The sequence below is a fragment of the Fibrella arboris genome (genome assembly GCF_041321095.1).
GTDB lineage: Bacteria > Bacteroidota > Bacteroidia > Cytophagales > Spirosomataceae > Fibrella > Fibrella arboris.
Map to the genome: position 1 here is coordinate 479,468 of NZ_JBGGWE010000002.1, position 24,506 is coordinate 503,973.

Here is a 24,506-nt window from a genome sequence, read left to right on the forward strand (position 1 = left end):
TTTAGAAGGTAGCAGGTCTTTAACCGGGTCATAGTGAGAAGGTTTATTAAAAAATGCCTGCCAGTCAATTTTAATCTGGGCTTAGCCAATACGGGTACCCGTGGGTGGTGAGGCGCAGTTAGTGGACGGGTCGGAATGGATCACCAATGGATGGAATTCTGGCTGTGCAGTTGGCGGTGGCCGGAAACTGTACTTTTTTTGTTCTTAAAACCAATTCGCTATGTCTACTCTATCCGGCATCTTTGCCTGCCTGCTGCTGACCACCAGTCTGCTGGCTGGGCTCGGCCAGAACGTTGCAGCAAAACCCAAGCCAAAAAAGCTGGTAAAAATCTGGGAATCAGACTCCACGCTCCGGGTGCCCGAATCGGTGCTTTATGATCGGGCGGCCAACATCGTATACGTGACCAATATTGATGGCAAACCCGATGCCCTCGATGGCAACGGCTTCATCAGCCAAATGACTACCGACGGCAAAATTACCAACCTCCACTGGGCTACCGGCCTGAATGCCCCCAAGGGCATGGGGCTGTATCGGGACAAACTGTATGTGACGGACGTGTACAGGCTGGTCGAAATCAATACGGCCACCGGACAGGTTGAAAAAACGTACGACGCCGTTGATCCCAAAAATTCGTTTTTAAACGACGTGACTGTCGCCAACGATGGCACGGTGTACGTTACCGATAACCGCTTCGATAAATTGTATCGGCTGAAGGATGGCAACTGGGAAATCTTCATGGCGGGAGAACAGCTCAACAGGCCAAACGGTGTGCTCGCCGAGGGAAAATCGTCTCTCCTGCTGGGTAGTACGAAGACCGGCGCCTTACGTCGTTTAGACCTGGCCACCAGGGCAATGACCACACTGGCCGACGGCATGGGCAATACGGATGGCATCGTGACCGATGGCAAAGCGGGCTATTTCGTTTCAGACTGGAACGGTCAGCTATTCTATATTCCTAAAAACGGCGAAAAACAAAGCCTGCTCGATACCCGTGGCGATAAGATAAACTCGGCCGATATAACTTATATTAAACAGGGCAACTTGCTGCTGGTACCAACCTTCTCCAGAAATACGGTAGTCGCCTACCGCGTCGAATAACCCCGCTGTGTCTGTCAACCTCGTCTATGGTCCGACAACCTGTTTGGGTACGTCCCGCTAATTGGTAGCGACCAGACTAGCTGACCCTACTCGCCCGATTTCCTGACTAAACCCGTTCGGCTACTCCTGAGCGGGTTTTTTATGGCCGATACCCCTACCAGTACCACTCGCCAACAGCCGATTAAATTTTTCTGGTGCTTCCATGCAACGATCAGACCCCCTTCCTCATCTATTGAGTAATCCCGTTCTGATTGACTGTAGCTATCGGTTGGCTCTCATCTTAAGCCATTGAACAGGGCAACACACCGTTCGTGTAAGATCAGGTACTATGTAGTGCATAGTACCTTTGTTTTACAACATCATTAACGGCCACACGCCACCTTCTGTATGCGACTACTCATTTTACTCTCCGTTTTCTACTGGTTCGCAACTACCAACAGCCAGGCTCAGCAGGCTGTTAAGGCTACTATTACCGGCCAGTGCATCGATCAGACCGACAAGCCGCTTCCTTTCTCTACTATGCTGCTTGTCAAGGCGAGCGATTCAACATTGGTAAAAGGCGCCATTGCCGACGCAGAAGGAACGTACCTGTTCGAGCATATTGTCGCCGGTCAGTATCGACTATCCGCTCAGCAGGTCGGCTACGCTAAAACCTATAGTGAGCCATTCGCTGTAGATGCCGAGCACACCACCATAAAACTGCCAGCCTTGAAACTGGCTGAACAACAACGTAAACTGGCCGAAGTAACCGTTGTCGCCAAACGCCCATTCATCGAGCAGCAGGTCGATCGGATGGTGGTGAACGTGGAAAACAGTGCCGTGGCGGCGGGTAACACCCTGCTCGAAGTTCTCGAGAAAGCTCCCGGTGTGACGGTCGATCAGCAAAATGAGGAAATCAAGGTGCGGGGTAAAAGTGGCGTGATCGTGGAAATAGACGGTAAACGTTCGTACTTATCCACCCAGGAGCTGATGAACCTGTTGCGCAACACCCCCAGCGATAATGTGGAAAAGCTGGAAGTGATTACCAATCCATCCGCCAAATATGATGCGGCGGGCAACTCGGGCATCATCAATATCCGTTTCAAAAAGAACAAGAATTTTGGCACCAACGGCACCTTCACGGTTGGCGCCGGGCAGACGCTACAACCCAACGGACGGGGGCGCGCATCGACCTCACTCAACCTGAACCACCGGGAAGGGAAAATCAATTTATTCGGCACCTATAGTTTCGGTCAGTACAATAATTTCAACCGGAACGACATCTACCGCCGGATTCCCTACCAGGGTAATGTCACGTACTTCGATCAGCACACCAGCCGGTTCAGCAGCAGTCAAAACCACAATTTCAAGGCAGGGGTCGATTGGTCGGTGTCGAAGAAAACCACGGTAGGCGCACTCTTCAGCGGTTTTGCCGAATCCTGGGAGCAGCCCAGTTCAGAGAGCAACACCAATATTTTGAACGAGCAGTTTGCCGTGACCCGCCGCTTCACCACCGTCGGTATGGTGGGCAACAGACTGAACAACGGTAACTACAACCTGAACGCCAAACACCAGTTTGACGATAAAGGCCGGGAATTGAGCGCTGATATTGATTACGTCACCTACAATGGCCGGTCGCGCAATGTGCTCGGTACGCAGTATTTCACCCCCGACGGAACGCTCAGCGGCCGCCCCGATTCAGTGCGCAACGCCATGCCATCGGCCATCCAGATCCTGGTTGGAAAAATAGATTATGCCCATCCGCTCAAACATGGAAAAGTAGAAGCGGGCCTAAAAAGCAGCCGGGTTCAGTCAGACAACGACCTGACCTTTGAAACCAAATCGGATAACTGGTTAGTTGACCCTACCCGCTCCAACCGGTTCATATACACGGAAAACATCTCGGCTGCTTACGTCAACTATAGCACCAAATTGAGCAAGAAAACGCAGTTGCAGACGGGCCTTCGCCTTGAGCATACGCATTCGGTCGGCAATTCGGTCACGCTGAATGATGTCAGGGAACGTACCTATACCAATCTGTTTCCCAGTGTATTTCTGACTCAGCAATTAGATACCAACAACGCCATCTCGCTGAATTACAGCCGCCGCATCGACCGCCCCAACTATCAGACGCTGAACCCGTTCATTTTCTTCCTGGATCCGTATACGTACCAGCAGGGCAATCCGAACCTGAAGCCGCAGTTTACGCATTCCTTCCAGCTGACGCACACCTTCAAACAGGCTTTCATCACCACACTGGCCTACAGCCGCATCAGCGACGCCATTATCAGCGAAGTACCGCACCAGCTGCCGGCCGAAAACAAAACATACGTCACCAGCGAGAACATCGATCATCAGGACAACATAAACCTGACGATCAGCTTCCCCGTGAAAGTGACCAAGTGGTGGCAGATGCAGACCAACCTGTCGGCCTTCTATAACAACTACAAAACGTTCTACAACGATCAGCTGGTTACACTCCAGCAAACGTCCTGGAACATGTATAGCAGCCAGAACCTGACGGTTAGCAAAACGCTATCGGTCGAAGTAAGCGGCTTTTACAATGGCGCGGGGGTATACGGTTTTTATAAATTCCAGCCGCAGGGGGCCCTCTCCATCGGTATACAGAAACAGGTTTGGGAAAAGAAAGGTCGGTTTAGCCTCAACCTGAATGACCTCTTCTGGACAAACCGATTTATTGGCGTAGCCAAATTCCAGGATATCGATTTCTCGGTGAAATCGTTCTGGCAAAGCCGTGTGGTCCGGGCGTCGTTTACCTACCGTTTTGGCAACCAGAACGTGAAAGCCGCCCGCCAGCGCAACACCGGTGCCGACGACCTCAAAAACCGTATGCAGTCGGGTAGTTAAGCGCATGGCTGAAGATTTTTTTGATTAGTTTAGGTTAAGTAAACCAAAAAGCCAGTCCCGCTATGAGGACTGGCTTTTTTATACATTGATAATCAATAGATTAACCAAATATAAATAAAACAAGGATATTGTAAGATACAAATAAGGAGCAAAACTCAACGTAAACAGTCTACCTCGATGCTACGCTTGACGTACTCGTAGCACAGCCTTGGCCCAAAGCTTATAGGGTATCAATGGTTGCTGTAAGTAGGGACACTTCGATTTTGTCAGGCCTTTCATATTTGTCCAACTCAGTAACGTGAATTGAAAAAGTAAACTTCTTTCTTACTGGTTTCGACAGCAAACCACCAACAGTTAGAGTTAAAGTTATGACGGGTTGTGCTTGTATTCTGTGAGCTGGTACTATCAGTTGTTGCACAAACGTGAAATCCAATTTCATGGGTAGAATGCCGCGAACGTCCTCAGCAAAGTAAGTTGAGCCCACAATTATACCATCCCTACCAATCAGTTCTCCACAGTCAGTTTCTAGAAGACAATAGAGTTGTTGTTCAGCGGTTCCGTCACTTAGGTTCTTTACGGTTCCCAGAAAGTCAATCCGCAGAGTATCCTGATGACGATATGCATCACCAGCTGGAGCTTTGGTACTTGGGAAAGACTTGTCACAAATCAACTCACAATCTAGTGCTGGTCTTTTTATTTGCTTGAAAAGTGCTTCTACAAAATAATTGGGCGCTGTACGGGTCTGCCCATCAAGGCGAACGTAATAGCAACCTTCTACTTGATGGGGCTTGCCTGGACTCTCAGGCACATCGAAGATGTAAACAAATTTGCCTGGCTCTATCTCAAAAGATTCGAAAAGAACTCCAACCGCTAAAGGATCGATTCTGGTTGAGATCTTATTAACAAACTCATCTCGGCTGTATCGTTTCTCAACTAATGAAAGAGGGCCTATGCATACTTTCTGTCCGCTTGCATTAGTTTTTTCTGCAGGAGCGCCCCAAATCAACAATCCACCATTAGAATTTAGAAAAGCGCAAATCGTTTTGAGAATTGCCTGTTCTTTGGATCTAATGTTGTGGTTATTATCATGTTGAACATATGATTTGAATTCAAGAGTAAGCATCTCATTGCGTTCTTCGGCTAAGAAGAAATCAGTGATTTCTTGATTGCTAATCTTATAAATTGATTTACCTAAATGGGTTTCACAATAATTGGATGCCATAACGCTGGTTTAATTCAGTCGAAAGTATATAAAAACGGCTCATTGATTAACTGATTAGCTTAGTGCTTTAGGCCGTGTTTATGCAGATTGGGCTTGTTTCTCAAGTTCGGTGGAAATATGAGTATTAATTGTTCGTGTTAGTTCATACAGTGACTCATTTACAGCTTGACTATTAAGACTCAGTATTAAGTCTTTAAAGATGTTATTGTCAAAAAACGCAGTAAACGAGGCGAAGGCAACTTTTCCGTTGAGTGTTGTGGTATCAACAGGTGACTCTTCTAACATCTCCATTAGGCTCATGAGCAATGAAAGCGCCTTCTCAACGCGCTCTTGGGTCTCCTCCAAAGTAGAAAAAGTTGGGTCAACTTCATGAGCTTTTATGAGTGTCAAGGCTCCCAGAGCATATAGAGTTAATGAACTATAGAGGCGGTTATCAGCAGCTGCCTGATTACCCAACGTAGTCAATATTAAGGATAGTTGTTGTAGAGTCGAAGCAGAATGTACTCTGATTTCTGCACTCTCATTAGCTGCCCTTTTTTGCAACTCCTCTAATCGCTCAACACTTAGACTGTTACTTTCTTCTAATCGCCTGATGGTTTCGTTCACCTGTTCGGTATAATCCGTTTTGAGAGCTTTAAACTGTATACGGAAGTAGCCCAAATTGACAAATACAGCTAAAATTCCAAGTATTGTCAACGTACTACCGAAAACAGCTAGAAAGAAATTGGCCTGGTCTGAAACGGCATTCGCAAAGTAATCTTCCTTAGCACGGAAGTAGACCAGTTCACGTTGAAGCGAGTCAGTCCGGTGCTGGTATATTTTTTCAAGTTGATATATACGCAGTTTAATAGAGTCTACGGATGGCCGTTTCGACGTCTGCGCAGTGGTAGGTACGACTAATGAGATGGTAAGCAACAACAGATAAATTAATCGCATATAGGTGGCAGTTAGGGCGTGGTAAGATACAACGAAGCCCCTTAATTTACCGCGAGGGGCTTCGTTGTATTCGATCAAATCAGGTTCCGCACTAATTATGCGGCTTCTAGATCAGCTTTGGTCTTTTGTTGAGGCTTAAAGTAAAGCGTGTCAAGGGCTTTAATCAGCGTGCCGAATGCGTCCTGATCTTCTTCGCTAACGTTCTCTTGGATCTTTGCTTTCAACAGGATTACACCTGAGGGAATATCAAGTACATAACATATCGCTTCCAGCGTCTGCAAGGTTGGTACTTTGTCATTACTCTCAATTTGAGATATGTATGAGCTTTGCAGTCCAACTCGTCTAGCTAATTCAGTCTGAGTCATCTTCCTGGCTTTTCGAGCGACTGTGAGGGTGTAGTGCTCTGTGGGGACATGGCGTATAAACAAGCTTTGTTAGTGCTATAAGCGTAAGATTAATGCCTGATTTGCACTATGCCAAGTGTAAGTATTTGCCTAAGCTCTAATCAAGCAACGTGCACAGGTCCCCACAAACCGTACTTACTGTTTGGTCATCCCTTATAATACACTACCTTTTCTTAGAATTACTTATCTGTTCAATGGCTTTATATGAAGTATCCATGACTGGATACAATCTGTACGAATACTATTAGAGTACTAGCCTGAACAATACCGTGGTGCAGGAGACAGGCCGCATGTATACAAGCCTGAAACGGCTGTGGGAACCAAAATGAAAAGGACAGTTGTTTATTTGCCGTGAGCGTAAATCGCTCAAAGAAATTGGCAATTGGTTTCTTATGGGATAGTGACTGTGTTAATTCCGTTTGTTCAGGCCCATTTACGTTTTTTATCGTAGACCTGGGTAAGAAAGTGCTGCTTGACTTGATGAAAGACAAAATAGTTCCAACCTTTAAACTGATCGAGAAAATGGAAAGTAATACTGTGTTGAATGGCTTGTGTGTGGCGTCCTACTTGTGGTAATACGTATGCCTGTTTATTCATTTGCTTTATAGAAGAGATTCCAAACCACTAAGAAGGACGTTGGGCTGGCTAATAGCCGCCCTATCACACCAATCAAAAGAAGCCGCCTGAGTAATCGGGCGGCTTTTTCGTGATTGTTCACCAGCTAGTAGATTTAATTATTTTTACCTAATAAACCAAAAAGTCAGCCCCATGATGAGGACTGGCTTTTTATGTACTGGCAATCAACAGATTACGTGTATCAATTGTGATTCATAAGAAATCAAGGTATAAATAAGGAGCAAAACATAGCATAACACAGCGCTTCACACTAGATCACATAATTATTAAGAATGATAAATTAGTCATAATGTTGATAAATCATTTAACTCTACAATTCTCTCATGAACAGTGTAGAAGACCTAATTGAGTTCGAGTCAGAGAACACCCGGCTCGATTTCAAAGCAATTCAGTACAAAAAAGAACAGTTTCATGAGCTTCTGAAAGACGTACTGGCCATGGCTAACGCCAATAGTGACCAGGAGCGACTTATAATAACTGGTGTTAAAAAGAAACCAGATAATACTTTCACAGTACTACCAATTCCTGAGGGTGAATTTGTAGACTCAGCCACCTATCAAAAGCTAGTTGCAGATAATATTGAGCCTGATCTACAAATAGATTATCTCCCGTACCGCTTTAAGGGAGACCAACTCGTTGGTATATTCAAGATTGAGCCAACCAATGACAAGCCTTATATGATGAAGAAGGATTTTGGGAATGGCGACAAAATTCGAAAAAAAGGAGAAAGTTTTATACGTAAGGGGACTACAACATTACCACTTATGCGTAGAGATATTGACGTGATTTTTGAACAACGTTTAGATAGCTCTCAATTTAACCATCAGATTAAAGCATATTTCTCCGGAACTAATGGCAAAAGCACAATAGAATTAGTTCCAATTTTTGACCTTGTTTTACCTTCTCAAGAGAATACAAAAATAATTCAAGGTATAATTAAAGAACGTGAACAATTAAAACAAAAGAGAGCTGAAGATGAAGAAAGGCTCAAAAATACACCTCAGCCTAAATTAGGCGGTATTGATTTATCTTGGATGAATGATTACCGTAAAGGTTTTGGAGATATAGATAATCCGCACATATCTACAACTGATTTGCTTCATGGGTTTACTAGCTATCAACAGAGATCCACAGATACACTTAAAGAGAACCTAAAAAATATCACTGAAACTTACGCGGATGAAGATCTTGTTGAAATTTTTAACAATAGATCACAGAGAATAAATTTTACTATCCACAATGAAGGAACGAAATATTTAGAAGACACCTTAGTAAAAATAGATATAACCGAAGCAGATAGTTTCGGCATAGCTGAGGCATTATACGTAAAACAATTCAACTACAGCGTCTTAAATCCTGTCAAAGAGTGGGATAAATTAACTTTTAAATTACGAGAAAAGAATGCAGGGCTTTATACCTATAATCAGCATATAGGAAATTTACCACACTTACGACCACATGAGGTCTTCGAGAAGCCGCTACGTCTAGCCATATTTCCAACTTTAATTGGAAAAGAAATAAGCATATTCTTAACTATATACGGAAAGAACTTACGAAGGCCGATTGAACATAAAATGGTAATCAAAGTAATCGACAGAACTTAGATACTAAGTAATATTATGGTCAAGAGCCTCTTACAGAGTGGATGATCTTACATATTAAGCCTTCAACTACTCTTCATCCTCTTCCAAATTCGCCTCAATCCAGTTTGCTAAAAGCAGCATTCCTTTGTACGTAATTTGAGCGGTAACATCAAAAAGCCATAACTTACCGTCAATCAGTCCAACACGGCCAATTTCCATTTTCTCTAAAAATTCCATCTCCTTAAATTCAACTAAATACTCAAAACCACTACCATCTGGCAGAGGCACTTTAGTCAGATAAATAATATCGATTTTGGTACCATTGGGGGACACCTCGTATAATTCGATGGGTGTCGGTTTACTCATAGCAATGTACATTTTAAGTTGATTGATCGATTCCATATTTAATTCACCAAGTCGTTCAAGAGAGCCTAAAATATTGCTAACTCGTTGCAAACTGTCAATATATTCACCTTCTGCTATATTCTCTGGTAAAATCCAACCCTTGTTTACATCATAATCAACATAGAAGCCCCTATTTTTAAGGTTATTAGCTGCTTTCCACCATTTCCTGTCAATACGTTCTTGTTCGATATTAACATTCGCTTGCTTCTCAAGAAGCATTCTTCCTATTTCAAGTGTAATTTCTTGGGCTAAGTCTTTGATAAGCGTTGACTTAACAAAGGCTTCATCTAAAGTCGTACCTGCTATTATATGCTTTTGAACCATTGAGGTGCCAAGGCGTGCAACTACAGCTTTCATCTCTTGTTGAGCTTCCATTAAGTCACGGAAGATTCCATAAAGCTCACGAGCTGCTGTATGTCGTGGTTCATGCTGAGAAAAGTAACGGTCCACTTTTTCAGGCATAGTTAGATTAAAAATCTTTGCCCAGAACACAAAACCTTTGATCGCTTCTTCCACCGACAAAATCAAATGAGAAGAGGCCATACCGTAGTGGTCTGATTCGGCTATTCGCTGTGCACAGTCAAAGTGAACTTTCGCATTGGTAAAACAAGCTCGACATCCTTCCAGCAACTTTTCCTCGGTAAATGAATTAAACTCTTTTTCTGTCATTACTTGTATTTTAAAAAGATGGCTTCTAGCTTCTCTGAGCTCGTGCTACTCTAACTAATAGATTGCAGTCTTCTTCACTTAAAGCTGAAATATCAGCCGCGCTATTCTGGTATGCTTCGTTTAGCTGAGGCACACTTGCTAGGTTCAAAACTCCAGCACTACAGGCTTTCAATAATGCTATCTTAGTTTCTCTGGTCGGCAGCACTGTTGCCGTTTGAGGAAAGGATTTCATTTTAACACAGAGATTAAGAAAGTATTCAATCTCATCTTGGGTGAAAGAAGATTCATCAATATGTATTTCTATCGATTCATCCCGATCTGGCTTCATCTCAGGAAAAGCAACTAAGTCAATCTTGCCGGAACGTATAGCCATTAAGAGCCTACGTTGCACCTCTACCGACAAGATTATCTTTTGTACTGCTCTGGCCATGTATCAGATTATTTTAACAGAAAGTCGTAGATGCCCTCAGGGACGACTTGTAGTTCTACGTCCTCATCAAGGACATTAACGCAATCTAACCGTGTTTGCGGACTAAAGATTTCTACTACGTCGGGCGGCTCGTGCTCACTCTGCATTAAACAGTAGTAGAACCAGTTAGTGATAAAGTGAATGGTTTTGGTTGTGTTTCCCCGTAGGGCAGCTAAGACCGCTCTATCCCGGTTTTTGAGGGCTACACTGATTAGCTTCTTATAGCGGGGGTCCTGTGGCTCAAGTATAACAAAGGGCATGGTTCCTACGGTTAGGCGTTGGCTAAAACTTTATCAATAAGTGAGTTAAGCTGGTCTTCGTTCAACGTGTCCAGACGAGCATTAACATCTGTCTTCTGTTCCCTCTGCTTAGGTAATACGTACTCTAAAAACTTGAGGTAAGCCGCAATTCGGTCTTTAGGCTCCAGGTGCTCAAGATCACCGGTGATTGCATCAAACTGCTCTTCGATTAGGGCGTTGATACGGCTTTTTAGATCGGCGGTTACTTTGTTGGGAGTTCCCGCTTTGCGCCCCCCCGTTTTCTTTCCGTGTGCCATTTATCTAAAGTAGACGAGTTTAGAAAAACCTGATTAATTCCCCTCATGTGGCTAGCAAGTAGGCTTGTTTGTCTATTGGCCCTACGCTACATTCGCCTCACTTAAAGATACAAAAAATGCTGCTTAAGTCCCTTACCCCTACTGAATCCCTTGAAAAAGCGTACCGGCTACAATCAGGCAACCGTGAACACATTGACCGTTTCAAAGTCAGTTTTGTAAAACTGTTGGGCCTTATCAATGAAAAGGAGAGTGAGGAAAACGTAAAAGGGCATTTGATGGACTTTCTAAAAGAGGTCTATTACAAAGACACTCACATCGTTGCACCCAAAGGCAAAACTGATTTTGTCATTCATACCGGGAAAGATGCGACTACACCGGCCGGGGTGCTGGTTGAAGTGAAAAGACCCGCCAATAAGGGCGAAATGATTACCAGCCAAAACCTCAATGGTAAAGCCTTTCACGAACTGCTACTCTACTACTTCAGAGAACGCATAGACGCGCATAATAACGATATTCGGTACTGCGTAGTGACTAACGTATATGAGTGGTTCATCTTTGATGCAGTGGTTATTGATCGGATATTCTTTCGGGACGCTCAGTTAGCCAAAGACTACAGAGACTGGGCAGGTGGTCGGAAAGTCAGCACCAACAATGACCTGTTTTATAATGAGATTGCTAAACCCTTCCTGGCGGCTCTTGATGAGGAAATACCCTTTACTCATTTCGATCTACGGGACTTTCAGACCATTGTTACCGATAGTGACCCGGCCAATGATAAAGCCCTGCTACCGCTTTACAAGGTACTCTCCCCAACTCACCTGCTGAAGCTGCCAACGGCTACAGACAGTAACCGGTTGAACCCTAAATTTTACGGGGAACTCCTACACCTGATCGGCTTGGAAGAGGTCAAAGATGGTGGTAAGAAAGTGATACGGCGCAAAGAAGCGGGTAAGCGGGATGAGGGGTCACTACTAGAAAATGCCCTGGCTGAACTGGATTCATCCGGCAAGTTTTACCAACTACACGACCGGGGCCAATACGGGGCAAGCGTTGATGAACAACTGTTCAGTGTTGCGTTGGAGTTGTGCATTACGTGGGTTAACCGGGTGTTGTTCCTGAAGCTGCTGGAATCGCAGTTAGTGACCTATCACAACGGCAATAAAGGTTATGCCTTTCTAAACCGGGAAACGATACCAGACTTTGACGAACTGAATAAACTGTTCTTTCGGGTGTTGGCCCGCAAACCATCCGAGCGCCAAGCCACTATTCAGGCTAAATTTGGGCGGGTTCCTTACCTGAACAGTTCGCTGTTTGAAGTTACTGACTTAGAAAATGATACTTTGGGTATCAATCAGCTAGACAACGGCCAAACCTTACCGCTGTTGCGCCAAAGTGTGCTAAACGATAACCCGTCCTATCGAACCGCCAAAGCCTTACCTACGCTGGCTTATCTGTTTGCTTTCTTAGAGGCGTATGACTTTGCTTCCGAGAGCCGAGAGGTCATACAGGAAAAGAACCGGACGCTGATTAACGCCTCTGTTCTGGGTCTGATCTTCGAGAAGATCAATGGATATAAAGACGGGTCATTCTATACGCCGGGGTTCATTACCGAATATATGTGCCGCGAAACCATTCGTAAGGCGGTGGTGCAAAAGTTCAATGAGGCCAAAGGCTGGGACTGTGCCGACTTTGCAGCTTTGGAAAACAAAGACTTTGACCGGGCTGAAGCAAACGGCCTCATTAACGAAATACGTATCTGTGACCCAGCCGTTGGGTCCGGTCATTTTCTGGTATCAGCCCTGAACGAACTGATTGCCGTGAAGTCTGATTTGGGCGTATTAGTAGACCAAAGCGGCAAACGGATAAAAGACTATACGGTAAGCATCCTGAACGATGAACTGATTGTTCAGGATGAAGACGAAGTACCGTTTCAGTACGTGTTGGGAGCAACGGACAAACCAACAGCTGAACGCCAACGGGTGCAAAAGACGCTGTTTCACGAAAAACAGACCATTATTGAAAACTGCCTGTTTGGCGTTGACATTAACCCCAACTCTGTAAAGATTTGCCGGTTGCGGCTGTGGATTGAGTTGCTGAAGAACGCCTACTATACGGACGAATCAGGCTTTGCCGAACTGGAAACGCTGCCTAATATTGACATCAACATCAAGCAGGGTAATAGCCTACTGAGCAAGTTTAGCCTCACTGAAGATCTGAGCGACGTGTTCAAAAAACAGAAGTTTTCGCTACGTACCTACAAAGACGCGGTAGCGGCCTACAAAGAGGCAAAGAGTAAAGACGCTAAAGCTGATCTGTTGCGATTCATAAACGAGATCAAAAGCCAGTTTCGTGAAACGGTGTACAACCGGGACCCACGCCGTAAGAAGCTAGCCACGCTAAGAGGTCAACGGGTATTGCTCAACAATAATATTGATGTATTCGGCAATGCTATCAAAGACCCTAAGTTAGTAGAAGTCGAAAAGAAACGGCTCGACAAGTACATTGAACAGATCGAAACTGAGATTGCAGACATAGAAGATAACGCCCTGTATCGTGGTTCGTTTGAATGGCGGTTTGAGTTTCCTGAAGTATTGGACGACAAAGGCGACTTTATTGGCTTCAATGCAATTATTGGCAATCCACCGTATGTAACAGGTTCATTTGCTCTTAACAAGAGTGAAAAGCAGTATTATAAACGCCACTACTTTACATCCCAATATCAGTTAGATTTATATGTATTGTTCATTGAGAAGTCTGTAACGTTAGTTTCTCAAAATGCACTAATTGGACTCATAACCCCAAATTCATGGCTCAAAAATCTTATGATGTCAAGTTGTAGGAAATTCATCTTAGACAATCTTAATATACTATCAATAAATCCAAACATAGCTAAGGCTTTTGAAGAAGCACAGGTAGATACATCAATCCTGATAGCTATTAAAAGTACCTATAGTGGGAATGTTCAAATCTGGAACTTTGATTCTAATATAATAGTCGATAGAAATCAAATGCCACAATCAAGGTTTTCTGACAACGAAGGGTATGTATTTGATGTAGAAGCTAATAATGCTAGTAAACAGCTATTGCAAAAGATACGAAATCAGTCTAAGAAACTCGAAGATTATTATGACACATCTCCGGGGGTCAAACCTTACGAAATTTCGTCAATACAAACAAAAGATATTATCAATAAAAGGCTTTATCATGCTTCGTATAAGAAAGATGATACATACAAACCAGAGATTCGCGGTAAACACGTAAAAGAGTTTAACTATCAGCAAGACTTTAATAATTACATAAGCTATGGCTCTTGGCTATCCAGACCTCGTGAAGAACGCTATTTCACCGGAGAGAGACTTATAATTAGGGAAATCCTCGGAAAGAAGAGATTGGTTGCCGCTTATATTGATGAAGATATTATTATTGACCGTAGTTTATATATCGCAAAGCCTCGCAACTCATCTTTAAATGTTAAGTACGTCTTGGCAGTTGTTTCGTCCAAACTACTAGCTTGGTCTTTCCGTTTAGAAAAAAATGAATTTGACGACTTGTTCCCTAAAATTAGAGTTGAAGAGTTTCGTCAACTGCCAATAAAAGTTACTAGTCAGAACGAGCAACAACCGTTTGTAAATCTTATTAATCAAATTCTGACAGTCAAAGCTACCAATCCAACCGCTGACACGTCGGTGTTAGAATCAGAGATAGACCAACTGGTTTATGGGCTTTATGGGTTGACGGATGAAGAGATAGCGATTGTAGAGGGGCGGTAATATGTGTTGCTTTTAAAGTTCTTTTTATAAAGCTTCATAAACACTTTTAAATATCAATAAAATGCAGCGCCCAAAGAAGAGAATCAACTATTTGCTTGTAATTGGAATTAGTAAGTATCAAAATGATATGTATTCTGACTTACCCAATTCTGTTAATGATAGTTTAAATTTAGTAAAAGTTCTCACAGAGCATTATAGCTTTGAACTGGCTTTTGATCCAATACTTGATTCTGCTGCCACGCGGAGAGAGATAATAGAAAAATTGAGTCATTTGAGCCATATAATCAGTGCAGAAGATAATCTAGTTATTTATTATGCTGGGCATGGTTCGATGAATCCTAGTACTAAGAAAGGTTACTGGGTTCCAAATGATGCGTCAAATTCTGAAAGTGACTATATATCAAACTCTACTATTAAAGATAAATTAGAAGATATTAATGCAAAGCACATTTTTCTTATTTCTGATTCATGCTTTTCTGGCACTTTTCTTTCGCAAACTAGAGCGGCATCTAGTGTAGGAAATCATTATGCCAAGTTGGATATTGATAAATCAAGATGGTACTTAGCCTCTGGGAAAGAAGAAACTGTATCTGACGGTAAACAGGGAGACGGTAGCCCTTTTTCAAAAGCATTATTGAAGCTTTTTAATGAGAATGACTCTGAATTCATGTCTGTTTTTGAAATAATTAATTACGTCACAAAGTTAACAGGTACCAATACTACTCAACAACCTGTAGGGGGTCATATTGATGGAATAGGCCATCAACTCGGACAGATGGTTTTTACCAAAACTAAAATTGCTGAAGACAATATTAGTGAAGATGAATTTTTTCAATTGGCAGATACATATAGCTACTATTTAAGTCAAAGTTACTCGATCAAGACGTTATCAGATAAATTTCCCATACTAAGATTTGATCTTATTATAGCAGAGGCAAAATGGAAAAACTCTTTCTTAGTTTCTGTAAATAGAATCATTGAAAATATGAAGAAAATAGTACCAAATGAAGCGTGGGAACAATTTAACATTGAGTTAGAAGAAGGCATAAAAAAACAAATAGATGGCTTAGACATTAGTTTCGATGAAACGTTAAGTGTTATAGGTGATTTAAATTTGAGAGCACAAGGAATTATGCCTCAACCATATTGCGCAGCTTTTATCAACAATATTCCCGAAATTGCAGACAATCCAATTATGGAATATATAAAAAACTTCAAACAAAGCATAGGCTCAAGCAATTGGAAAAAATCTAAGGGATTAAATTTTATTATAGAGTATCCAAGAAGCTGGACAATCAGAGACGGAAAACGTCCAAATGTATTATGGCTAGCAAAAAATTACTTTAAAAATATAATATCGACCTCGACTGTCCAGTTGATTTCCGACATCTATGACATAGATATAGACTCAGTTGAATCAACTCAAGCAGAAGAGGTTGCTGATGCTATACTAGAAGAAGAAAACGTTATTAGTTCTTTTAGTGCACAAAGTCCAGAAAATGTGAATTTTAAACGTGTAGTCATAGACGGCTGTTTTGGTGCTGTGGCAGATTTCGATGGAACGTTTAATCAATTAGATACCACTATCAAATACTATTGTAGAGTATATTTAGCAGTGTACTCTAATTATATTACCACTGTTAACTTCCAAGTAAATATTGCCTCAATGAAAATGGATAGATTATATTATAATAAATACTTCGATTTAATTATGAACAGCTTTGTTGTAAAGAACAGATATAGTTGATTATTGAGTTATTTCGTTTTTAAACTTTAGTAATTCGTCTTATATGTGCAGTGTGATAAGTCTTCTCATCTGTATACAGACAGCGGCTTCGCTAGACCATATCTGATACCATCCCGGATAGTCTTTTGCGATTTGGTGTAGTTAGGCCAATTGCTTGCTACGGTCTCTAAAGCATACACGGCGTTTTGCTCTTCTATCCGTTGGGCGGCCACGTACCCACCAGCCACTATTGCAGCTTTCAATAGAATGTCATGCCGGTTGCCCTCTGTTGTGGCCTCAGCAAAGCGAACAAGCCGGGTTAGTAGTTGTTCCTCATCCTGGCCATTGAATTGGCTACATTCAACCGGGAGGGGCTTTGGTGGCGGCGGGGTGCATGTTCCCTTCATTACTGTAGCTACTTCGTTGATGTATGGGTTAGCATCATAAGAGACAAACCGTAAGTCGGTGGGGTTACCACCTTTTGTCTTATCCAAATAGATGCCAAAAACTTTGCTGAACAGCTTTTGTATGTATCGGAAATGAGCCGCTAAAGTGTCGGGGGTTTGGTGGTCTGGTAGTCGAACCACAAACCATATTCCACCACGTACTGAATACCCGCAAAGCAGAACATAAGACAGGCGGGCAAGATGTGTTTTGAGTTCGGCCATATCAACGCCGGGGTTTTCTTTCCGGTCAATGTCGCCCATCAATAGCGGCCACTGCTGTTTAATCTTTTGGGCAAAGCTGGTGTCCCGTCGACGGTGGTACATCAGCGCTACCGGGCTAATTGCCGGTAATTGCTTCTTGAGTTGCTCTTGCGCGGCTTTATCTATTTCGGCCCGTATTCTCTCGATATTGGTCTGATAGTACTTCGTTCTGGCAACCCGTCTTAAGGTTGTTTGCTGGCTGGGTACGTTGGCAAAGTTGCCCCGTTGATAATCGAACTCAAAGAAGCTGATCGGTACATCTAATAGGGTTGGGCGGTGCTGCTGGTTGTCCATACTGCTTTACCTTCAAGCGTAAGGTGAGGTACTGACTAAACTGACCAAACCCCTTTTGTCAGTTTAGTCAGTACCTCACCTTACGCTTTGAATTAGATTTTTGGGTTGATGAGGTAATAGGGAGCAGGGGGGCGGCCGTTCGCTGTCTGTGGTGACTGAACTTCCACTATATAGTGATGAGTTACCAACTGGCTTAGTGCTGCTTCAGCCTGCTCACTTGTTGTCAGGTACATCCATTGTTTGCGGTATACGTCTCTGGCTTTGAACCCGTCTTTCAGATCTCCTTTTTTCAGGTGGTAGATAAGCTCCTTCGCTGATTCAATATTAGCCGTAATCAGAAGTCCGTATATACGCCGGGCATGGCTCATTAAATAGTCACACCATTTTACAGCCATTTGTGCGGCCTCTATTGTCACAAGCTGCTTTTCAATATTTGACGAGGTTACTGCTGGATTGGCAACGCAGTTGATTACATGAAAGATGAGAGCAAGAGCAGGCATCAACGAGCGGTATTTAGTGAAGTGTTCCTGTAACAGGCCCCTTTCGTTTGGTAGCACATTGGTTTCCCAATCGGTAAGCCATTGCTTGAAAAGATCCTGGGCAGTGATGTCAAACCGGGTGAAGGGGAATTTCTCAAATTCACTGGTATCAAAGCCAATTGCCTTAAAATCAGCGTCAGCGATCTGTTGAACAAGATTATACGCTTTGTCTCGAGCTGCTTTGTCGGGGTAGTCATCGACGTACTCCCATTGAGCGCGGTCAGGAAAAACGGCAATCTGTAAACGTTGGACAAATCCATCGTTTTCATACCCAGTAGCCGCGTGCAAATAGGGTAAAAGCTTAGCAGGCTGGATGCCTCCAAAAAGTGATTCGCATATAACGTTTACATGGGTTGTACCGCGCCCAATCCGATCAATAGTCATTGACCCACTGCCATTCCAGGCTTCCAGATGAAACGCTCTATCCTGTTCATGCCCTGCTCGGTCCCAGCTAGCTAACAGGCCAGTTAATTCGTCTCTCAATTGTAAAAGTCCGACGGGGTTTTCATTCAACAGGTCGGCTAGTTTTTCAACAGTCGTATCATTGACCATATATCGCCGTTCTTTGGGCTTTGTTGGAGCTTCTGGGTAAGGAGTTGGATTGTCTATTTTCTTCCCCTTGTGCCGGTCCTGTGCCTGTGCAGCATACGCTTTCTTCTGTGCCTCGTACTCAACTAATGTCCGCTCATACTGGGCTAAAGCTTCCTCAAAGTCAGCACGTGCTACAGCAACCAAACGGCTAAGGGGCTTTAGCACTTCACTGATTGAGGGAGTTTTCATAGTAGACGGCTCACCAATAACAGCTCCCCAAAGGTTAGGTACTACGGTCCAATCATCGCGAGTCTTTGGCTTTATGGTTAACCTTGTGCCAATCAAGGAGGATATCATCACTACCGCGGTTGCCGCTACAAAATCTAATGGGCATTTCATTCGCTGAGCAACATCACACAGCCAGGGGCGTAATGGTTTAGGTATCATATCCGGCTCGAGTGGCGAAACGGGGATTAAATGCTTTTCTATTGGTTGAGGTTTATTCCATTTGGGTTCAGGGGATTCCGCTACGTCGGCATCGAACCTATAATCAGCAGTTGCGGCTAATGTCTCATCAGCTAGATCGAACAGAGGCGGACGGTAGGATTTATCCTCAGTTGGTTTAGGCGTATCTTTACCTTGATTAGTTTCCATAACTGGAAGGCATGCAAAGGGTCGGTGCGGGGGCATCGACCCTTTTGTGTGGATGCAGTTTAACGGCGATTCTTTCGGCAGCAAAGCCACGTGTTGGTGGCCATGAATAGACAAAACAGAGCTATAGAAGCTAGTAGATCAGGAGCGTTGTGCATACGATTGAGTTCTTACAATGCATTACGCCCTCCCTTACTTTGTTGACGGGTTGGGCGACGGGTAGCGGTAGCAACAAGTTCATCCGCTGTGTTACGGCGTCCGTTCTTAATCCATTGCATTAACTCAGAGCGAAGGAAATATAGCCGCTTGCCAGGGCGGTGGCTTGGGATACGCCGTTTGTGTACAAGGTCATACACAGTGGCAGGTGTCACGTCCAGCAACTCAGCAGCTTGCTGAACATTGAGAGGTGTTTCTTCAACCGGGGCGGGGTCGGCTATCGGCTGGTTAAGCCGGTCAAGTAACGATTGCACAAGTTGGCGCGTCTCGCTCACCTCATCTGCAATCTTGTTAAAATCGACTATCATATATCGGCTGGTTTATCAAAGCCGATGGCAAGGACATAACAAAAATATACCCCTATCAAGCCCACAGGGTGTGATAGGGGTACAGAAAGGGTATTGTTTTTTATGGGTTAATCGGGATTCGCTTACTTTTCGTAGGTGCTGTTCCGCTTTTTCCTCTAACTATATCGTAAATGGTGTCATAATTAGCCGGGCTAAAATTGGCACAAATCCAATTAGCTATATCTTTTGGTAGATTAGTTATCTTATTATCCTTGTACAATACGTGAAATACATAAGCAAAGCTGTTCTGCTTGCAGTGATAATTTATCAGAGTAGCAGGAGTCTCGCTATCAACTAATAGAGCCAAGAGAGCGGGGCGTTCCTCTTCATTAACATACGGTTTAAGAGCATCGTATAAAGTTTGCCGTACTTCAGGCACGATGAATAAGACAGGCAGGTTAGACACCGGTGGGGGTAAGAGGTCTTTCTCAGTCGGAGACGGTAGAGGCTGGTAATCTGAATGCTTCAGATATTCGATATAATCATCAAATGAACCGGACTCATAACTTGGCTCCCACCTAATAGTCATCAAATCGGGGTACTTCTTATAAGCAACATCTTTACTTAAAAGCTCAATAATTATTCTAGCAATGTCATCGTATGGAGCAAGGACGAATAGTAATGCTACATAAAAATGTTTGAAAGTCTCCTCATCTATGAATGTACCTGATAGCTTCTCTATATTTTTCAATTGATTTTCAAACGCTCCTTTACTATAAAAATATACCCGATCAATCAATCCAATCCACTCATTCAAATAAGTTATTCTATTTTCTAGTGATAATTGTAAAATGTTATCCCGAATCTCTAAACGCAGATCTGCTTCAGTGAGCTTTTTTATGTCCCTTTTTATTTCATGTAAATAGTGACTAACATCACCCCATCGTATTGGAACATTATCATTCTCCGCTTTCCTATACCCCCTAATTTTGAAAACTGCTTTATAATCTCCAGCCATTGAGTTAAAATCATCAGCGACTTTGACAATTCGCTTGAAGTGATTATTTAACCTGTTAAAAACAGTCCACCTTAAACCATTTACGTTCACTTCCTCATCTTGAAACACGATAGGAGGTAACAGACCGAGAATACACTGTGCAACCGAACTTTCGATCTTAGAATAAAAGAACTTTTGGAAATCTTCGTTACCATTCATATACTATTCTGTCTAGCCATTATTTACTTTAACGGCTAACGAAAGCCGGTTAACGGCATCCCGTTTTGTCTGATCAACTACCTTGGCATAAATCTGTGTAGTGCTCAAGTTCTTGTGAGAAAGTAGCTTTGAGACGGTGTATATATCTGTACCGGCTAATAGTTGTAGCGTGGCGAACGTATGCCGGAAACAGTGGAACGTGATCTTACGATCAATACCAGCCTCCTTCACCCACATCTTGAGCAGGTTGTTCAGGTATACGGTATAGTTAAGTCTTGGAAATATCCTGTCGGCCGCTACTCCTTCTTCGCCTAGTAGGGCTCTCGCCTCATCACTTATGGGTATAGTTTCGCTCCGTTGCGTTTTTTGAATCCTTAACCGGATAGAATATCCCTCGGCGGTCTTGTGTATCTGTTGCCAGGTTAGCGCGGCTACATCCGAAAAGCGTAAGCCGGTAAGGGCCGAAAACAATGCCCCCTGCTTCAGATCAGGACGCTGGGTGCCAGTCTCTGACAACCTTATCAACTCTTCCATAGTGAGGAACTCCCGGTGTGCATCCTGCTCTTTTATTGGCTTCACTTGTGGTTCCGCATCAAGAAACCCATCAACTACGGCACGTTTAAGTATAGTTTTGAAATAGGTAAAATAGAGCGCGGCTGTATTATGAGAGATTTCCGGTAGAGTCTCCAGATGGCCACGAAACCCCTCACAAAATTGTCGGGTCACCTCTTTAGGGCGTAGAGGTTTATTGTTGCAGTAGTCGGTAAGTAGTCTGGCTGTTTTGCGGTATCCCCACTTTGCGCCTTTGCTTCGCCCGCTATAGGCTTCTACCTGCTCTGTGAAGTACTCCACGAAGTCGGTTTTCACCGGTCGTTTCACAAGGAACCCATACTGTCCATTTTGCGCGTCTATTTGCCGTTTGGCTCTGGTGTTCTCTGCCAGTTCTAACGTCTCCTTATTATGTGTGCGATCTAAAGGGGTTCGGGGTTTGTCGAAAACGTATAGATTCAGGTATTCTCTACGAGTGTCTTTACCGGTCTGGGGGTGCGGTATTGGTGGGTAAAAATCAAGATACAAACTTTTACGCCCGTCTGCGAGTGCCTTTTCACGTATAGTAACCTTCATACACGTTGATAAAATCGGCCTATACAAGCAGCACAGGCAGTTTTTTCTTGTTTTTGTTCCTTACGCAAAGATACAAATAAGGAACAAAAAAGACCAAAATAACCCATAAGAACCCAAACTAAACAGGTAAACCATATAAGCTAAACAACTGATAGTCAATGATCTTTAAAATATAACCGTCTTTAGACATGGGTTGTTTTGTAAGTTCAGTTTAGGTTAAGTAAACCAAAAAGCCAGTCCCGCTATGAGGACTGGCTTTTTTATTGTTCACAATAGCCTGGGTACGTTCCTGCACAACGCCGACGCTTGGCAGGAACGTACCCAGGCCCGATCAGCTCGCGGCTCTGTGTGTCATCTTGTCAGCCTGTGTGGATTTGGCAGTTGATTTGCAACTACCTTTGCAACCCGATTTAGCATGAAATACGACCTGTTTGTATGGAAAATAAAGACATAGTGGACGAGTCTGTGCCACAACCTGACAACTCAACCGAACCCATTTCGGCCGAAGACCGTGAGGTCGCGGAGGCTGACGTGATAAATGGAGGTACGGCAGATGGCGATAATGCTGATGTCGCAACCGAACCCATTGGCTCTGAACTGGCCGTGATGAAAGATAAATACCTGCGCCTGTATGCCGATTTTGAAAACTTCCGGCGGCGCACGGCCAAAGAGAAATTAGACCTGATATCAACCGCCAGCGAGGGATTAATGGTCACTCTGTTGCCGGTCGTTGATGATTTCGAGCGGGCCATTCAGGCGCTGGACTCCACTACCGACGTAGCAGCAGCCCAGGAAGGCATCAATCTGATTTATAGCAAGCTCACAAAAATACTGGAGGGGAAAGGGCTGAAGCCGATGGCCAGCAAAGGTGAGTCGTTCAATGCCGATCTGCACGAATCCGTCACGCAGTTCCCCGCCCCTACCGCAGACCTGAAAGGGAAGGTGATCGACGAAATTGAAAAAGGCTACCTGCTGAACGACAAGGTAATCCGCTACGCTAAAGTGATTGTAGGAGCATAAAAAAGAATGCGTGAATGAGCGAATGAGTGCATGAGCGAGCCCAGCCTAATTGCTCTTTCACTTATTCGCTCATTCACGCATTAATTCAGATGGCAACGAAACGCGATTATTACGAAATATTGGGGGTTGACAAGAAAGCCTCGGCGGACGATATTAAAAAGGCGTACCGCAAGATGGCGATCAAGCATCACCCGGATAAAAACCCCGACGACCCCACCGCCGAAGAGAAATTCAAGGAAGCAGCGGAAGCATACGACGTACTGAGCGACGACAACAAACGGGCGCGGTACGATCAGTTTGGTCATGCTGGTTTGGGCGGAGCAGCCGGTGGGTACGGTGGCGGCGGTCCATCGATGGACGATATCTTTAGCCAGTTCGGCGATATTTTCGGCGACGAATCTCCGTTTGGATCGTTTTTCGGTGGAGGGCGTAGCGGTGGTCAGCAACGACAGCGCGTTCGTCGTGGCTCTGATTTGCGCATCAAGCTGAAGCTCGATCTGCAGGAGATCGCCAATGGCGTCGAGAAAAAAATTAAAGTGAAGCGCCATGTAGCCTGCCAGACCTGCGGCGGCAATGGCTCAAAAAATGGCACTGCCGTTCAAACCTGCCAGACCTGCCAGGGAACGGGCCAGACCCGCAAAGTGGTGAACACGATGCTGGGGCAGATGGTCTCAACGGCTACCTGTGGTACCTGCAATGGCGAGGGTAAAATCGTAACAGACCGCTGCGACGTCTGTCATGGCGAAGGTCGGGTGTTGCAGGAGGATGTCATCCCAATCAAAATACCAGCCGGTGTTGCTGAAGGTATTCAGCTATCGGTGGGTGGCAAAGGCAACGTACCCCCGCGTGGTGGCGTTGCCGGCGATCTGCTGATCGTAGTCGAAGAGGAAGAAGACGACGATCTGAAACGCGATGGTACCAACGTGGTGTTTGATCTGTACGTCAATTTCGTCGATGCCGCGCTGGGAACCAGCGTTGAAGTGCCCACCATTGACGGTCGGGCCCGCATCTCGCTCGAAGCCGGCACACAAAGTGGTAAAATCCTTCGACTAAAAGGAAAAGGAATCAAAGACCTGAACGGCTATGGCCGGGGCGACCAGCTGATTCATGTCAATGTCTGGACGCCCAAGGTACTCAGTGCTGAAGAACGGGGCATCCTGGAAAAGCTTCGCTTATCGCCAAATTTCCACCCCAAGCCGAATAAGAGCGATAAAGGCTTCTTCGAGAAGATGAAAGATTTCTTCCACGGATAAGTCTTAGGCATTTTAAGCAACACCATCCCGCGATATAAAGTCTGGAGAAAGCCCCTCATTTGGGGCTTTTTCTGTTTGGTACCCTGCTGTTTCAATTAAAACTGACCCGCAAAAAGGCGAAGACAACGTTTGGCGGTGACTACGCCATGCACTCGCCCTGGACAAGGGATACTAGCCTGTTTTGTTCCGGGAGGGCCTGCTGTCCTACCGTCTACTAATAATCAGTTGAATACTCTTGCTTGTTGGCAGAGTAAGAGTAATATTAAGGCTTGATCATACCATCATGAGTAGTATTATGCCTTTTACCGCCGATTATTACCTACTGAGAGCACCACCAGCTACCAG

Annotated in this window: 18 protein-coding genes; 7 read left to right on the forward strand and 11 right to left on the reverse strand. The window is 44.2% G+C overall.

Translation table 11 applies throughout. The features are described from left to right. Positions 1-220: 220 nt before the first annotated feature. Together ACAW75_RS04505 and ACAW75_RS04510 are read left to right on the forward strand one after the other, a co-directional pair. Complete coding sequence (locus ACAW75_RS04505) at positions 221-1,099, forward strand: SMP-30/gluconolactonase/LRE family protein (RefSeq protein ID WP_370727481.1); 879 nt, start codon at positions 221-223, stop codon at positions 1,097-1,099. A 387-nt stretch (positions 1,100-1,486) separates the two neighbouring features. Further along, positions 1,487-3,946 (forward strand): TonB-dependent receptor domain-containing protein, encoded by a 2,460-nt coding sequence (locus tag ACAW75_RS04510; protein WP_370727482.1) that lies wholly within the window; start codon positions 1,487-1,489, stop codon positions 3,944-3,946. Between the two features lie 220 nt (positions 3,947-4,166). Here ACAW75_RS04510 and ACAW75_RS04515 read toward each other — a convergent pair whose 3' ends face one another. From ACAW75_RS04515 to ACAW75_RS04525, 3 genes are all read right to left on the reverse strand, one after another. After that, the gene (locus tag ACAW75_RS04515) at positions 4,167-5,168 is read right to left on the reverse strand and encodes an AlbA family DNA-binding domain-containing protein (RefSeq protein ID WP_370727483.1); all 1,002 of its coding nucleotides are present in this window, start codon (positions 5,166-5,168) and stop codon (positions 4,167-4,169) included. A gap of 78 nt (positions 5,169-5,246) precedes the next feature. Next, positions 5,247-6,104 carry a hypothetical protein gene (locus ACAW75_RS04520; protein WP_370727484.1) on the reverse strand — a complete coding sequence of 286 codons (858 nt, stop codon included), beginning with the start codon at positions 6,102-6,104 and terminating at the stop codon, positions 5,247-5,249. A gap of 95 nt (positions 6,105-6,199) precedes the next feature. Further along, positions 6,200-6,532 (reverse strand): helix-turn-helix domain-containing protein, encoded by a 333-nt coding sequence (locus ACAW75_RS04525; RefSeq protein ID WP_370727485.1) that lies wholly within the window; start codon positions 6,530-6,532, stop codon positions 6,200-6,202. A 935-nt stretch (positions 6,533-7,467) separates the two neighbouring features. On the opposite strand from ACAW75_RS04525, the gene ACAW75_RS04530 reads away from it, so the two are divergent. Continuing rightward, positions 7,468-8,748: an AlbA family DNA-binding domain-containing protein gene (locus ACAW75_RS04530; RefSeq protein WP_370727486.1), complete on the forward strand. Its 1,281-nt coding sequence runs from the start codon at positions 7,468-7,470 to the stop codon at positions 8,746-8,748. Positions 8,749-8,814: 66 nt separating this feature from the next. Here the strand turns inward: ACAW75_RS04530 and ACAW75_RS04535 are convergent, their stop codons facing one another. From ACAW75_RS04535 to ACAW75_RS04545, 3 genes are all read right to left on the reverse strand, one after another. Further along, entirely contained in the window at positions 8,815-9,801 is a 987-nt protein-coding gene (locus tag ACAW75_RS04535) for a hypothetical protein (RefSeq protein WP_370727487.1), read from the reverse strand. Between the two features lie 25 nt (positions 9,802-9,826). Continuing rightward, complete coding sequence (locus ACAW75_RS04540; RefSeq protein WP_370727488.1) at positions 9,827-10,231, reverse strand: hypothetical protein; 405 nt, start codon at positions 10,229-10,231, stop codon at positions 9,827-9,829. 310 nt (positions 10,232-10,541) lie between these two features. Then, the gene (locus ACAW75_RS04545; protein WP_370727489.1) at positions 10,542-10,826 is read right to left on the reverse strand and encodes a hypothetical protein; all 285 of its coding nucleotides are present in this window, start codon (positions 10,824-10,826) and stop codon (positions 10,542-10,544) included. A 116-nt stretch (positions 10,827-10,942) separates the two neighbouring features. On the opposite strand from ACAW75_RS04545, the gene ACAW75_RS04550 reads away from it, so the two are divergent. After that, positions 10,943-14,596 (forward strand): type IIG restriction enzyme/methyltransferase, encoded by a 3,654-nt coding sequence (locus tag ACAW75_RS04550; protein ID WP_370727490.1) that lies wholly within the window; start codon positions 10,943-10,945, stop codon positions 14,594-14,596. A gap of 61 nt (positions 14,597-14,657) precedes the next feature. Further along, positions 14,658-16,343, forward strand: coding sequence for a caspase family protein (locus ACAW75_RS04555; protein ID WP_370727491.1), 1,686 nt, complete (start codon positions 14,658-14,660; stop codon positions 16,341-16,343). Between the two features lie 65 nt (positions 16,344-16,408). Here the strand turns inward: ACAW75_RS04555 and ACAW75_RS04560 are convergent, their stop codons facing one another. The 5 genes from ACAW75_RS04560 to ACAW75_RS04580 form a co-directional block, all read right to left on the reverse strand. Further along, a complete protein-coding gene (locus ACAW75_RS04560) occupies positions 16,409-17,323 on the reverse strand; it encodes a BT4734/BF3469 family protein (RefSeq protein ID WP_370727492.1) in 915 nt (304 codons plus the stop codon). A gap of 92 nt (positions 17,324-17,415) precedes the next feature. Then, a complete protein-coding gene (locus ACAW75_RS04565) occupies positions 17,416-19,047 on the reverse strand; it encodes a YfjI family protein (RefSeq protein ID WP_370727493.1) in 1,632 nt (543 codons plus the stop codon). A 167-nt stretch (positions 19,048-19,214) separates the two neighbouring features. Continuing rightward, positions 19,215-19,568, reverse strand: coding sequence for a helix-turn-helix domain-containing protein (locus tag ACAW75_RS04570; RefSeq protein WP_370727494.1), 354 nt, complete (start codon positions 19,566-19,568; stop codon positions 19,215-19,217). Between the two features lie 100 nt (positions 19,569-19,668). Continuing rightward, entirely contained in the window at positions 19,669-20,763 is a 1,095-nt protein-coding gene (locus tag ACAW75_RS04575) for a hypothetical protein (protein ID WP_370727495.1), read from the reverse strand. Positions 20,764-20,775: 12 nt separating this feature from the next. Next, a complete protein-coding gene (locus ACAW75_RS04580; protein WP_370727496.1) occupies positions 20,776-21,888 on the reverse strand; it encodes a tyrosine-type recombinase/integrase in 1,113 nt (370 codons plus the stop codon). Between the two features lie 435 nt (positions 21,889-22,323). Between ACAW75_RS04580 and ACAW75_RS04585 the strand changes: the two genes are divergently transcribed. Next, a complete protein-coding gene (locus ACAW75_RS04585) occupies positions 22,324-22,908 on the forward strand; it encodes a nucleotide exchange factor GrpE (protein ID WP_370727497.1) in 585 nt (194 codons plus the stop codon). Positions 22,909-22,997: 89 nt separating this feature from the next. Beyond that, complete coding sequence (dnaJ, locus tag ACAW75_RS04590) at positions 22,998-24,161, forward strand: molecular chaperone DnaJ (RefSeq protein WP_370727498.1); 1,164 nt, start codon at positions 22,998-23,000, stop codon at positions 24,159-24,161. Positions 24,162-24,506 lie beyond the last annotated feature (345 nt).

Bases quoted from the DNA above. Each gene is read 5' to 3' on its own strand.
- ACAW75_RS04545 (WP_370727489.1), bottom strand. From the start codon at position 10,826: ATGGCACACGGAAAGAAAACGGGGGGGCGCAAAGCGGGAACTCCCAAC.
- ACAW75_RS04585 (WP_370727497.1), top strand. From the start codon at position 22,324: ATGGAAAATAAAGACATAGTGGACGAGTCTGTGCCACAACCTGACAAC.
- ACAW75_RS04580 (WP_370727496.1), bottom strand. From the start codon at position 21,888: ATGAAGGTTACTATACGTGAAAAGGCACTCGCAGACGGGCGTAAAAGT.
- ACAW75_RS04540 (WP_370727488.1), bottom strand. From the start codon at position 10,231: ATGGCCAGAGCAGTACAAAAGATAATCTTGTCGGTAGAGGTGCAACGT.
- ACAW75_RS04550 (WP_370727490.1), top strand. From the start codon at position 10,943: ATGCTGCTTAAGTCCCTTACCCCTACTGAATCCCTTGAAAAAGCGTAC.
- ACAW75_RS04535 (WP_370727487.1), bottom strand. From the start codon at position 9,801: ATGACAGAAAAAGAGTTTAATTCATTTACCGAGGAAAAGTTGCTGGAA.
- ACAW75_RS04510 (WP_370727482.1), top strand. From the start codon at position 1,487: ATGCGACTACTCATTTTACTCTCCGTTTTCTACTGGTTCGCAACTACC.
- ACAW75_RS04505 (WP_370727481.1), top strand. From the start codon at position 221: ATGTCTACTCTATCCGGCATCTTTGCCTGCCTGCTGCTGACCACCAGT.
- ACAW75_RS04575 (WP_370727495.1), bottom strand. From the start codon at position 20,763: ATGAATGGTAACGAAGATTTCCAAAAGTTCTTTTATTCTAAGATCGAA.
- ACAW75_RS04555 (WP_370727491.1), top strand. From the start codon at position 14,658: ATGCAGCGCCCAAAGAAGAGAATCAACTATTTGCTTGTAATTGGAATT.
- ACAW75_RS04565 (WP_370727493.1), bottom strand. From the start codon at position 19,047: ATGGAAACTAATCAAGGTAAAGATACGCCTAAACCAACTGAGGATAAA.
- ACAW75_RS04560 (WP_370727492.1), bottom strand. From the start codon at position 17,323: ATGGACAACCAGCAGCACCGCCCAACCCTATTAGATGTACCGATCAGC.
- ACAW75_RS04530 (WP_370727486.1), top strand. From the start codon at position 7,468: ATGAACAGTGTAGAAGACCTAATTGAGTTCGAGTCAGAGAACACCCGG.
- ACAW75_RS04515 (WP_370727483.1), bottom strand. From the start codon at position 5,168: ATGGCATCCAATTATTGTGAAACCCATTTAGGTAAATCAATTTATAAG.
- dnaJ (WP_370727498.1), top strand. From the start codon at position 22,998: ATGGCAACGAAACGCGATTATTACGAAATATTGGGGGTTGACAAGAAA.
- ACAW75_RS04570 (WP_370727494.1), bottom strand. From the start codon at position 19,568: ATGATAGTCGATTTTAACAAGATTGCAGATGAGGTGAGCGAGACGCGC.
- ACAW75_RS04520 (WP_370727484.1), bottom strand. From the start codon at position 6,104: ATGCGATTAATTTATCTGTTGTTGCTTACCATCTCATTAGTCGTACCT.